Source organism: Pseudohongiella sp. O18 (genome assembly GCF_021729085.1).
Taxonomy (GTDB): Bacteria; Pseudomonadota; Gammaproteobacteria; order Pseudomonadales; family Pseudohongiellaceae; genus Pseudohongiella.
This window is the reverse complement of the sequence record NZ_JAJSAR010000001.1, coordinates 210,688-222,489: the sequence shown is the minus strand read 5'-3', so window position 1 is coordinate 222,489 and position 11,802 is coordinate 210,688. Positions and strand designations below refer to the sequence as shown.

General features: G+C 56.2%; 15 protein-coding genes. 4 read left to right on the top strand and 11 right to left on the bottom strand.

The window, feature by feature from the left end:
* The first annotated feature begins 7 nt into the window (after positions 1-7).
* Positions 8-715 (top strand): hypothetical protein, encoded by a 708-nt coding sequence (locus tag LVD14_RS00985; RefSeq protein WP_237132161.1) that lies wholly within the window; start codon positions 8-10, stop codon positions 713-715.
* Here LVD14_RS00985 and crp read toward each other — a convergent pair whose 3' ends face one another.
* The gene (gene crp, locus LVD14_RS00980; protein ID WP_237132160.1) at positions 716-1,351 is read right to left on the bottom strand and encodes a cAMP-activated global transcriptional regulator CRP; all 636 of its coding nucleotides are present in this window, start codon (positions 1,349-1,351) and stop codon (positions 716-718) included.
* 143 nt (positions 1,352-1,494) lie between these two features.
* On the opposite strand from crp, the gene LVD14_RS00975 reads away from it, so the two are divergent.
* Positions 1,495-1,914, top strand: a complete 420-nt coding sequence (locus LVD14_RS00975) for an OsmC family protein (protein WP_237132159.1) — start codon at positions 1,495-1,497, stop codon at positions 1,912-1,914.
* 6 nt (positions 1,915-1,920) lie between these two features.
* On the opposite strand, the gene LVD14_RS00970 is transcribed toward LVD14_RS00975, so the two are convergent.
* The 10 genes from LVD14_RS00970 to LVD14_RS00925 all read right to left on the bottom strand — a co-directional run bounded on the left by LVD14_RS00970 (position 1,921) and on the right by LVD14_RS00925 (position 10,905).
* A complete protein-coding gene (locus tag LVD14_RS00970) occupies positions 1,921-2,829 on the bottom strand; it encodes a putative DNA-binding domain-containing protein (RefSeq protein ID WP_237132158.1) in 909 nt (302 codons plus the stop codon).
* The gene (locus tag LVD14_RS00965; protein ID WP_237132157.1) at positions 2,774-3,589 is read right to left on the bottom strand and encodes a DUF692 domain-containing protein; all 816 of its coding nucleotides are present in this window, start codon (positions 3,587-3,589) and stop codon (positions 2,774-2,776) included. Before LVD14_RS00965 ends, LVD14_RS00970 begins: the two co-directional genes overlap by 56 nt.
* Positions 3,590-3,603: 14 nt before the next feature.
* A complete protein-coding gene (locus LVD14_RS00960; RefSeq protein WP_237132156.1) occupies positions 3,604-4,071 on the bottom strand; it encodes a hypothetical protein in 468 nt (155 codons plus the stop codon).
* A 226-nt stretch (positions 4,072-4,297) separates the two neighbouring features.
* The gene (locus LVD14_RS00955) at positions 4,298-4,906 is read right to left on the bottom strand and encodes an SCP2 domain-containing protein (RefSeq protein ID WP_237132155.1); all 609 of its coding nucleotides are present in this window, start codon (positions 4,904-4,906) and stop codon (positions 4,298-4,300) included.
* A gap of 10 nt (positions 4,907-4,916) precedes the next feature.
* Positions 4,917-5,705 carry a bifunctional demethylmenaquinone methyltransferase/2-methoxy-6-polyprenyl-1,4-benzoquinol methylase UbiE gene (ubiE, locus tag LVD14_RS00950; protein ID WP_237132154.1) on the bottom strand — a complete coding sequence of 263 codons (789 nt, stop codon included), beginning with the start codon at positions 5,703-5,705 and terminating at the stop codon, positions 4,917-4,919.
* A complete protein-coding gene (locus LVD14_RS00945; protein WP_237132153.1) occupies positions 5,702-6,103 on the bottom strand; it encodes a gamma-butyrobetaine hydroxylase-like domain-containing protein in 402 nt (133 codons plus the stop codon). The genes ubiE and LVD14_RS00945 overlap by 4 nt, the downstream gene beginning before the upstream one ends.
* A complete protein-coding gene (gene hslU / locus LVD14_RS00940; protein WP_237132152.1) occupies positions 6,103-7,449 on the bottom strand; it encodes an ATP-dependent protease ATPase subunit HslU in 1,347 nt (448 codons plus the stop codon). The genes LVD14_RS00945 and hslU overlap by 1 nt, the downstream gene beginning before the upstream one ends.
* Positions 7,450-7,468: 19 nt before the next feature.
* The gene (gene hslV / locus LVD14_RS00935) at positions 7,469-8,008 is read right to left on the bottom strand and encodes an ATP-dependent protease subunit HslV (protein WP_237132151.1); all 540 of its coding nucleotides are present in this window, start codon (positions 8,006-8,008) and stop codon (positions 7,469-7,471) included.
* Between the two features lie 64 nt (positions 8,009-8,072).
* Positions 8,073-8,795, bottom strand: a complete 723-nt coding sequence (locus tag LVD14_RS00930) for an SPOR domain-containing protein (protein ID WP_237132150.1) — start codon at positions 8,793-8,795, stop codon at positions 8,073-8,075.
* Between the two features lie 64 nt (positions 8,796-8,859).
* Complete coding sequence (locus LVD14_RS00925) at positions 8,860-10,905, bottom strand: primosomal protein N' (RefSeq protein ID WP_237132149.1); 2,046 nt, start codon at positions 10,903-10,905, stop codon at positions 8,860-8,862.
* A 115-nt stretch (positions 10,906-11,020) separates the two neighbouring features.
* Between LVD14_RS00925 and LVD14_RS00920 the strand changes: the two genes are divergently transcribed.
* Positions 11,021-11,416 (top strand): chorismate mutase, encoded by a 396-nt coding sequence (locus LVD14_RS00920; protein ID WP_237132148.1) that lies wholly within the window; start codon positions 11,021-11,023, stop codon positions 11,414-11,416.
* A gap of 142 nt (positions 11,417-11,558) precedes the next feature.
* Positions 11,559-11,771: a 50S ribosomal protein L31 gene (gene rpmE, locus LVD14_RS00915; RefSeq protein ID WP_237132147.1), complete on the top strand. Its 213-nt coding sequence runs from the start codon at positions 11,559-11,561 to the stop codon at positions 11,769-11,771.
* The last annotated feature ends 31 nt before the right edge of the window (positions 11,772-11,802 follow it).

Genomic DNA, 11,802 nt, shown 5'->3' with positions numbered 1-11,802 from the left:
GCCGTAAATGTTCGTACCCAACCTGCTGACCATCTTCTTTTTGCTGCTTCTGCTGTGGGCGGGGTTGCTGCTGGCCAAGTGGGCCTTGCATCATCAGTCCGAGCAATACTGGCGGCTTCGCCAGCTGGCAACGGTGGATGAGCGGCGACGTCAGATATACGAAGCCAGTCGTGCCCTGCTGCAGATGGACACCGATCCTGAAATCCTGCAGCCGCTCTACGAAACCCTGACTAACGACATAAAAACCATTCAACGCCTGGATCCGTCCCGGCGTGACCTGGATGCTCAGCTAAAAGAAGCGGAGACCTCCGGCCGCAAACGCGGCAGCGGTTCGGCTGGCGGCAGTGCTGCGGTGGCAACCGAGCAGGAGCTGAGTGTTGCCCAGCGACACATACAGCGCGCGTTGCAGATATTCATGGATTTGTACAAAGGCGAAAAAATCAGTGCCAGTCAGTTTGAGTCAGCCCGTGACAAACTGCGAACACTGGGCCTTCGGGTAGCGGTTAATTCCAGTTTGCTGATGGCTCAGAAAGCAATTGAGCATGAGGATGGCATTCGGGCCATGTCATGCTATCGGCGTGCCGAGAGTCTGTTGGGCATGAGGGGGCTGCCGCAGGATGAAAAGCGCGACAAGCTCGCCTACATCAAGGCCGAACGGGAGAAACTGTTTGCCAATGGTGGGCGCGGCCTGTTGATGCTGGCTTCCGGCGAATAATCAGCGGGTTCCAAAAACCACAATGGTTTGTCCGTGAACCGAAATCAGCTGCTGCTCTTCGAGTGTCTTTAAAACACGTCCGGCCATTTCCCGCGAACAATTAACCAGGCTGCCCAGCTCCTGTCGGGTAATTTTGATCTGCATGCCATTGGGGTGGGTCATTGCCGCCGGTTCTTTACTGAGCTCAATCAGCGTGCGCGCGATGCGGCCCGTCACATCATAAAAAGCCAGATCACCCAGTTTTCGTGTCGTATGTCGCAGACGGTTGGCCATCTGCTTGCCAATGGTGAAGAGGATTTCGGGGTGGGCCCGCACATAGCTGTTGAACCTGGCGTACTCAATTTCTGCAATTTCGCAGCCGGTGCGGGCGCGGCAGAATGCGCTGCGTGACTGCAGGGAATCAAACAGGCCCATCTCGCCAAAGAAGTCCCCTGGGTTCAGATAGGCTATGATCACTTCCTTGCCTTCCTCTTCTTCCAGATACACGGACACTGTGCCCTTCATGATGTAGTAGAGCGTAGTGGGTTCATCACCCGCGTAGATGACAGTCTGACCTCGCTCATACTTGCGGATCTGGCAGAAGGCCAGAAAATTGTGCAGATCATCAATGTGGGGAGTGATGGCCATCAGCGCCATATCGGTGCTCTCCTGGTTGTTGGTCGGAATTCCCTTGTCCGGATGTCACTTGATTGTAACGCAAGCCATGAGCTCACGGCTAACTCTGACGCACAGGCTGTGGTAATCTTTCGCACCCGCTGACAGGAGTACAGGAGCAAGTGATGAAAGCAACAGTTCGTTGGGTTAACAACGCGATGTTTTTGGGCGAATCCGGCAGTGGCCATACGGTGGTCATGGATGGTCCTGAGGACAGCGGTGGCCGGAATCTGGGTGTGCGCCCGATGGAGATGCTGTTGATCGGCACCGGGGGATGTTCTTCATTTGACGTGGTCAATATTCTTCGCAAGTCCCGGCAACAGGTGACTGATTGTCAGGTCGACATGCAGGCCACGCGCGCAGACGCTGTGCCGGCTGTGTTCGAAAGCATTCACATGCACTTTATCGTGACCGGCAAAGAGCTGAGTGAGAAACAGGTTGAGCGGGCAGTGTCGCTGTCGGCTGAAAAATACTGTTCGGCTTCCATCATGCTGGCTGGCGCTGGCGTAAAGATGACGCATACCTTCGAGATCGTTGAAGCCTGAACCACTCTAGCGATGCAGCAGCTGCAGCTCGATTGTCTTGAGCAGCAGCTGCAGGCTGAGTGTGGGAATGTCCTCATCAGGACGCTCGCTGTTCAGGTAGTCGCAAAGTCCAGCGAAATTAACTCCCTGTTGCAGTCTCTGCAGAAAACCTGCCATCAGTTCGCTGATACGGTGGAACTGCATCCGATAATCTGATCTGCGCACCAGATACCATGCACAATCAGTATCCGTAAACTTCATTGCAGAGAAGCTGGTTTCTCCTGGCACAGGGTCCGGAGAGTTCATGTGTTGCTGCATCTGACTCCAGTACTGTTCCAGGTCAAATGCACTGCTCATGATGGCCCAATCCTGTTTAACCTGCCAGCGCGTCTCCGGCCACTGATCAGGCGGCAGACACTGAAGCTGCGCCTGGGTGTAGGCAGGTTCGTCAGCGCGATCGAACAGCTCGATCAGCAGGCTTTCCAGCTCGATGATGCTGATCAGGGCTGGCAGCTTTCCGAACTGCTGGTGTTGCCGAACGAAAGCCAGCAGGTTTTCGCCCAGCAGGCCCATAGGCCCGGGGCGCGGTGGTGAGCTTGCCAGGTACTCGATCCAGAGTCGGGTATACACATCCTGACCCAGGGTGTGATGGGTCACTGGGAAAAGCTCGGAGGAAATTTGTATCAGTCGCTGGTGGTAGGCGTTGTTGTAAATCGCCAGCGCTTCGACCTGGCTTATTTCCCGGTGAGGTTTGAATAGCTGCTGGATATCATCGGCGCTCTCGCGCAGGTCCTGCGGCCGGGTTATCCACTTCCAGAAAGCTTCCTGTTCCTCTGACCAGGTCATCAGCCTGCTCTCCACGGGCACGATGCTGCGTATGTCATTGGGTGTCCAGCGCCTGCTGCTGAATCGCTCTGGCCTGTGCCAGTTCAGCAATCAGCTCCTGCAGCGGGGGTATATTGTCGTCCCGTTCCAGCAGGGTTGCTGTGGCACCGAATCGTTTGCAGGCTGCGGCATACAGTTCCCACACAGGGTCGCTGACGGCCTGGTCGTGGGTGTCGATAATATGACTGCTGTTATGCGTGTGCCCGGCCAGATGGAACTGCGCAACACAGTCTGGTCTTAGCGCCTGCAGGGACTGATAGGGATCAAGCCCCAGGTTGAAACAGCTGACATAGAGATTGTTTACATCCAGCAGTATCTGACAGCCGGTTCTCTCCACCAGGGTGTTGATGAACTCGGCCTCACTCATACTGGCAGACCGGAACTGAATGTAGACTGACGGGTTTTCCAGCACGATGTGGTGGCCGAGGTAGTCCTGAATCTGGCTTACTTTACCGGCAACCTGATCCAGCGTCTCCTGATTGTAGGCGATGGGCAGCAGGTCGTGTGAGGTTTTGCCGTGCAGTCCTGTCCAGCAGAGATGGTCGGACACCCAGGCCGGTTGTACTTCTTTAATCAGCGCCTTGAGTTGCTTCAGGTAGTCAAAGTCGGGCGCTTCGGCTGTGCCAATGTTGAATGACAGGCCATGTAAAACAACAGGGTAGTGTTCGCGAACCTGGCGCAGAATCGCGCGCGGGCGCCCGCCGGGGGCCAGGTAGTTCTCGGTTATCAGCTCAAACCAGTCGACGTCGGGCCACCCAGTCAGCACGTCATTGTAGTGCTGACTGCGAAGACCCAATCCGAAGCCAAGCATGGCAGGGGGTGGCTTTACAGCGACGACAGCACCGTGCCGCCAAGCTTCTCGCACAGTGAGTCAGAGATGTCTTTGCTATCGCTGTATACGCCAACAAATCCGATGCCATGACAGGTGTTCTGACCCGCACAATTGGCGTTGGCATTGCCCTTACAGGCACTGAGACCTGCGCAGGTGAAAACGTCATTGCAGTAAGTCACCTGTACAGCGTCCGATGCCAGGTCAGTTCCTGCAGCTGCTGTCAGCGCTTTGGCCTGAGTACCGCCCATGACCTGACACATGACTGAGGAAAAGTTTTCATTGCCGGTGCTGACGGCGGCAAAGGCAGTGTCCGGAACGTCCTGACACACGCTGACCTTGACCGGCTGGTCCGGGTTGTTATCCAGCGAATCGAAGGCTGAAGCCGCGGCGGTACCGGACATCAGCAACGCGGCCGCCGCGCTGGCGAGTTTCCAACCTTCTGACTTATTTGCTGCATTCATACTGACTCTCCTGAACATTTCTATAATTCCGGACTGCGTTGACACCGCAACAGTCCGATAACCATATCGTTATGTGGCAACCATTATGCGCGTAGAGCAACTTAATGGCGCCTTAATATTGTTACGAATGGCAACGTTTCCCGGATTATCGCATCTACATGCGCGCAAACAAGTCACTGCGTCAATATGTCACAGTGGGGTTGATGTCACGATTTCCCTGATGGAGCTACTGTTTTTCCAGAAAAAGCCGGGTACGGGCCTCCAGACGGTCAATGCGCAGGCGCAGATCGTCAACTCTGGACTGAAAACCGGCAATTTCATGTCGGCTGGGCAGCAACGCGGCCTCCTGTTGCAGGAAGTCAGTGGTGTCCTGCCGCAGTGACGAAATCGTCATCTCTGTCTGCTGGCGGGCTTTTGTGAGTGCGGAGGCAGCCAGGTGGAATGCCGGATTGTCGAACAGATCCTGCCACTGCAGCTCAAGTTGCGTCACCGCGCGGTGCAGTGCCTGAATCAGATGCACATCACCACTGAGCTGCAGTTCCGGATGGTAAAGTGCAGCAGCCGGGTCATCGCTTTGCAGCAGGCCCAGCAATGCGGCACGGGTGCCACGAATAGTGGCATCAATTGGCTCTTCGGGTTCGACAAGCAGGTGAATGCGATCGGCGCTTATTTGCAGTGCGAGTGAAAGGCGTGGGGAGCTGGTACACTCCAGCTGAATCAGCTTGTCGGGCGCAACCTTGTGCAGTGAGGCGATGATATGGGGGTCCCGCTTGAGAAACAGGTTCAGTCCCGCCTCAATGGGCTGCAGCATCGCAAACTTCAACAGTGCGCTCATGGCAGGCTGCCTATTTGTAACCAATATGGATGGCGCTGATTCCGCCCAGCAGGTTGTGATACTTGCAATCCCGGAAACCGGCTTCCTGCATCATGGACTTGAGGGTTTCCTGATCTGGATGCATACGAATCGATTCCACCAGGTAACGGTAGCTGTCGGCATCGCCGGTGACTGCTTTGCCTGCTACCGGCCACAGCGCTGACCAGGCATCGTAGGCCTTGCCAAGAACCGGGTTGACCGGTTTTGAGAACTCCAGCACCAGCGCGCGGCCGCCAGGTTTGAGTGTCTGGTACATGGAGCGCAGCGCGGCATCCTTGTCAGTGACGTTGCGCAAACCATAGGCAATAACAATGCAGTCAAAACTTTCCGGCTCAAACGGCAGGTGTTCGGCATTGACCTGCGCGATGCTGATATTGCCTGTCAGCCCCCGGTCCAGCAGTCGATCGCGACCCACCTTGAGCATGGAATCATTGATGTCAGCCAGCACCACCTGGCCGCTGGGGCCCACCAGCGGGGAAAATTTCATGGAAAAATCCCCCGTACCACCGGCCAGGTCGAGAACACGCTGGCCTGTCCGCACGCCGCTGAGCTGTACCGTAAACTGCTTGATGACACGGTGCGTGCCCATGGATATCAGGTCATTCATCACATCATAGCGATTGGCGACTGAGTGAAATACCTGGCCCACACGCCGGGTTTTTTCCGCGGGACTTACAGTCTGGTAGCCGAAGTGGGTACCCGCTTCGCTATCCGCATCCGCATGTGTGCTGTGGGAATCGTTATGTTGGTGGTTGCTCATGAGTGATTGGTCCTGGTCGGATCTGTAATGGTAATCACTTGTGCATCATCACGCAATCGACCCGCCCGCCTCAGGCGTTCAAGATAGTCCTGCCACAACTGTTCCTGACGGGAGCAGAGGTCGAACAGATAATCCCAGGTAAAAATGCCACTGTCGTGTCCATCATCAAAACTGAGCTGTATGGCATAGTGGCCGACGCCGCGAACGCCGGTCACGCATACATGGCGTTTTCCCCATTGCAGGACGGCCTGTTCTGGGCCATGACCGGTCACTTCAGCAGAGGGGGAGTGTACGCGAAGGAATTCAGCGGGCAGTTGGTAAGCGGCGCCGTCAGCATACGCGAGCTCCAGCACATTGCTGGTTTTGCGAAGTCGGATGCTGACGGGCGTCTTGTCCATTACAGGATGAAACGGCTCAGGTCTTCGTTACGCGCCAGGTCACCCAGTTGTTTTTCAACGTATGCGGCATCGATGGTCAGGTCGCGGTTTTCGCCAACGCCCAGATCTGCAGCAGTGAATGATACTTCTTCCAGCAAGCGCTCCATGACAGTATGCAGGCGACGGGCGCCGATGTTTTCAGTGCGCTCATTTACTTCCCAGGCGGTCTCGGCCAGCTTGGCAATGCCGTCGTCGGTGAAGGTGACATTCAGCCCTTCTGTGGCCAGCAAGGCGCGATACTGTTCTGTCAATGCTGCATTAGGTTCAGTCAGAATGCGCTCGAAGTCTCTGGCACTCAGCGCGTCAAGCTCTACACGAATTGGCAGACGGCCCTGAAGCTCGGGGATCAGGTCCGAAGGTTTGGACAGGTGAAAGGCGCCAGATGCAATAAACAGAATATGATCAGTTTTGACACTGCCATACTTGGTTGTCACGGTTGAGCCTTCTATCAATGGCAGCAGGTCACGTTGCACACCTTCGCGAGACACGCCACCGCTGTGTCCGCTCTCACTGCGTTCGGTAACTTTGTCTATCTCATCGATGAATACGATACCGGTCTGTTCTGTGACGTCAATGGCCTGGTTCTTGATTTCTTCTTCATTAACCAGCTTGGCCGCTTCTTCTTCCTTGAGCATGCGGAACGCGACCTTGATGGGCAGTCGACGCGTTTTCTTGCGACCCGTATTCATCGAAGAGAACATGTTCTTTAGCTGGCTGGTCATCTCTTCCAGTCCCGGCGGCGCCATGATCTCGACGCCTGCCGCATTGTCGCTGACGCTGATTTCAATTTCCTTGTCGTCAAGCTGACCTTCGCGCAGTTTTTTGCGGAACATCTGCCGACTGGCAGAGTTGTTGGTCTGAGGCTCTGACTCATCCTGCGCGACACTGCGCGCTGGCGGCAGCAGGGCGTCCAGGATGCGCTCTTCCGCAGCATCTTCGGCACGGTGCTGGACTTTGCGGATCTGTTCTTCACGAAGCATTTTGACAGCGATGTCCACCAGGTCGCGGACAATGGATTCCACATCACGGCCGACATAGCCCACTTCGGTGAATTTGGTGGCTTCAACTTTGATGAACGGCGCATTGGCCAGTTTGGCCAGGCGTCGGGCGATTTCAGTTTTGCCGACGCCGGTCGGGCCGATCATCAGAATATTCTTGGGAGTAATTTCCTGGCGGATCTCACTGCCAAGCTGCATACGCCGCCAGCGGTTGCGCAGGGCTATGGCAACAGCACGTTTGGCCTTGTTCTGGCCAACGATATGGCGGTCAAGTTCGGAGGCGATTTCTCGCGGAGTCATGGTTGTCATGTATTAAAATCCTGTCGCACTAATACTCAAGTTCTTCAATCACGTGCTGCTGGTTGGTGTAGACGCAGATGTCGGCAGCAATTCCCAGGCTTTTTTCCACAATGCTGCGAGCGTCCATTTCGGTGTTGTAATAAAGTGCACGGGCTGCTGATAGAGCGAATGAGCCGCCCGAGCCAATTGCCATCAGGCCGTCTTCCGGTTCGATGACATCGCCATTGCCTGTAATGATCAGTGAAGCATCTTTATCTGCAACAACCAGAAGTGCTTCGAGGCGGCGCAGAGATCGCTCTGTGCGCCAGAGTTTGGCCAGCGCCACTGCGGCACGGACCAGCTTGCCCTGGTGCTTCTCCAGCTGTTCCTCGAATCGCTCAAACAGCGTGAATGCGTCGGCGGTGCCGCCGGCGAAGCCGGCGATCACCTGGTCTTTGTAAAGCCTTCTGACTTTGCGTGCATTGCCTTTCAGGACGGTGTTGCCCTGAGATACCTGGCCGTCGCCACCGACCACGACAGTGTTGCCACGGCGCACAGATAAAATAGTTGTTCCACGGAATTGCTCCAAACCGCATCTCCTTTAAACAGGCAGGAATGTTTAAATAATTAAGTGGGGATGCAGCTGACTGGTTTCAAGGCCGGTTGAGCGTTATGCGCATGGTATCGATATTATTGCCGCGCAATGTGCTTTCGGCCTGGAGCATCTGCTCGCGGGTGTCATAGGGCCCGGCCTGTACCAGGTAGAGTGTGCGGTTGGGCATGTTTTCCTGGCGGATACGAGCGTCCAGGCCGAGTGCCAGCAGCCGGTTGAGTTGCGCACTGGCAGCTCCCTGCTGCTGGAAGGCTCCAGCCTGCAGGAGGAAGGCGCCGTTGGACAGGCTGGGTGGCACGGTTTCTGATGTGGCCACCACGGTTGCAGTAGTTGATTCAGCGGTCGCTGGAGCGTTTGAAGACTCAGCGGGCGGCTCAGTTGTTGGATCTGGTGTGCTACGCTGGGACGCTGGCACCGGTAGCGGGGTGACATCAACGACTACTTCGTAGTTTGGTAGCTCCTGATAAAACTCGAGCTGAAGTCGGGCTGCTTCCCGCTCCTGCTCCGCGGTCAGGCCATCCTCGGCGACGGTGGCGTCATCCTGGGTGAGGAACTCTGAGTCTCTCGGCGTTGCGTCTGCCATTTGCTGGCCCGGTGCCGGCGGCAGCATACCACTCATATAAATCAGCAGACCCAGGAACAGGCCAATGACAACGCCGGTCATCAGGCCGGTCAGCAATAGCGCCAGTCCCGATGATCGGGGGGGAGGGCTGGGCTCCGCCAGCGGGGTTCGAATACGGCGCTTTGCAAAATCCTGTTCCATGAATCTTATTATCCTGTCGCGGATGAGTCCGGGTCAATTTGTCATTCCCCGATTTTCCAGTGCCTTAAATCATGTCCTGCGGATCAACGTCAATTGACCAGCGCACCCGTCGTTGCCCGGGGTGTTGTTCGAGCTCATTACACAAGTGAGTCAGCACCGATTGCAAGTGCTGTCGCGAATGGCTGCGAAGTGTCAGCTGCTGCCGAAAACGGTTCGCCTTGCGCTCCATTGGTGCGGGCAGCGGGCCATTCAACTGAATCTTCAAGCGTCCGGCAGCACCTGATGGTGACTGATGCATTTGCTCAATCATCTGCCTGGCGTCGTTCAGAAACCGGGCCGGGGCTGACGCGTTAATTGCTTCTGCGCGAAGCACAGCCATGTAGCTGAACGGAGGCATGTCGCTCAGCTGCCGCTCCTCCAGGAGTGCGCCAGCCAGTGCATGATACCCCTCGGTGACCAGAGTCCGCAGATGCTGATGGCTGCTGTGACGAGTCTGAATCATCACCTGGCCAGGCTGCTCGGCCCGACCCGCACGACCGGATACCTGTGTGAGGAGTTGTGCCATGAATTCCGGCCCACGAAAATCGGCGCTGAACAGCCCGCTGTCGGCATCGAGTATCCCCACCAGTGTAACGTTCGGGAAATGATGGCCCTTGGCCAACATCTGCGTTCCCACCAGGATACAGGGCTCTCCGGTCGCCACCTTAGCCAGCAGTTTATCAAGATCATCTTTTCGGCGCGTCGCATCGCGATCGACACGGAGTACCGGTATGTCCGGGAAATGCTGTTGAAGGGCGACCTCGCATCGTTCTGTGCCGACGCCGGTGGTCGTCAGCGCTTTGCCCTGACAGCCGGGGCAATGACTGTGCACTGGCTCGCGACGATCACAGTGGTGGCAGCGCAAATGTGGGGGATGTCGATGCAGCGTCAGGCGCGCATCGCAGTCTCGGCACTCTGCTGTCCAGCCGCAGTCCTGGCACTGCAGCACAGGCGCAAAGCCACGCCGGTTGATAAAAATAAGTGCCTGATTACCCCGGCGCAGATGATCCTGCAGGCAGCTTAGCAGTTCCTGAGTCAGCCCGTCTGGCGCCGGTGGCTGGCGCTGCGTGTCTATGAGCATGTAATGGGGCATGGTGGCAGATCCCGCCCGTTCAGTCAGGCGAAGATGTCTGTAGCGACCAGACCTGGCATTCAACAGACTTTCCAGTGATGGCGTCGCCGAACCGAGCACAATCGGGATGGACTCACGACGCGCCCGCATAACGCCCAGGTCCCGGGCTGAATATCGAAACCCATCCTGCTGCTTTAGGGAGTTATCGTGTTCTTCATCGATGACGATCAGGCCCGGGTCTGCCAGTGGTGTAAAAATCGCCGAGCGAGTGCCAATTGTGATGCGTGCACTGCCCTGAGCTGACTCCAGCCAGGCATTCAGGCGTTGTCGGGGCGTCAGGCCAGAATGCATGATGGCAATCGGGACCTTAAAGCGTTGGCGGAAACGAGACACGGTTTGTGGTGTCAGGCTGATTTCCGGCACCAGGACCAGCACCTGTCTGCCCCGGTCCAACGTCTGCTGGATAGCCTGCAGATAAACTTCAGTCTTGCCGCTGCCCGTTACCCCATCCAGCAGAAAGCAGTTAAACCGCTGCGGTTCTGCAACAATGGCATTCACTGCCTGTTGCTGCATGGTGTTCAGTGAAAGTGGTTGATCAGGTTGATCCTGTCCGTCGCGCAGATCTGATTTTCGCCGCTTGATGGTGGCTACGCCCTTATTGCGAAGGCCGGCTGGCAAAATGGTGTGCAGCGCTTCACCGATCGGGTGCTGATAGTATTGTGCCGCCCATAACCACAGCGAAAGCAAATGGGGCGGCAACAGAGCCTCCTCGTCCAGTACGTCCAGTACATCCTTGATCTTGTCTGACGACACATCCGAGCTCACTGAGACGTCCACTACGATACCGGTCAATTCGCGCGAACCAAACGGGACACGAATCCGTGTGCCGGGCTGGGGAGTTTCAAAGCTATCAGGCAGCCGGTAATCAAACAGCCTCCGCAGGGGTGAGGGCACAGCAACCCTGAGGATTCGATGTTGTGATTCTGGGGAAGCGGACACGCAGCAGATCCGGAGTTGAACAGAGGGCGGATTGATTGCCAAGTATAACTGGTTTTAGCGGATGGCTGCTTCCATTATACTGTGTGCACTAATGCCCAATCGGTAGAGAGAACAAATGAAACAGGAATCAGCGCCCACCGATGCTTCTGTGGCGGAGCAGAAAACTGACGGGCAGTCGTCCGCCGAGCAACCCTCGGTCGAATGGAGTCCGGCAGAATGGCAGGCAGAGCTGCTTGAGTTGCGCAAACAGATCGATCGACTGGATCACGGGCTGGTGCTGATGCTGGCAAACCGTTTTGCGCTGACTCGCCGCGTCGGCAACATCAAAGCAAGGGTCGGTCTGCAGTCGTTCGACCCAAAGCGTGAGGCAGAGAAACTTGCCGATATTCGTCAGCTTTGCGAACGGCATGGCGTAAACGGCGACCTGGTTGCCGAGATGCTTGCCCAGATAATGCGTGAGACGGTCAAGAATCATGACCGCATTCGCTCCGGACTGGAGTCCGGGCGCTGAATCTACTTGCGTGCCTTGCATTCTCTGATACAATGACGCCCCTTTTTCCACGGTTCACCAGTGTGAATGCATTGGTTGACGCTACAGGTATGGTGCACGGCAGGGGCTGTGTGGCGATGCCAGTATTGATGAGGTAATACCAATGAAAGCGGATATCCATCCAAAGTATCAGGCCATGAAGGCCACCTGCAGCTGCGGTAACGTGATTGAAACCCGATCCACTTTGGGTAAAGACATGATGCTCGACGTGTGTGCAGCCTGCCACCCGTTCTATACCGGCAAGCAGAAGATCGTAGACAGCGCCGGTCGTGTTGATCGCTTCAACAAGCGCTTCGGTAACCGATCACTCAAGTAATCGCTGCCTGACCGCTGTTTTTAGCGGGTCC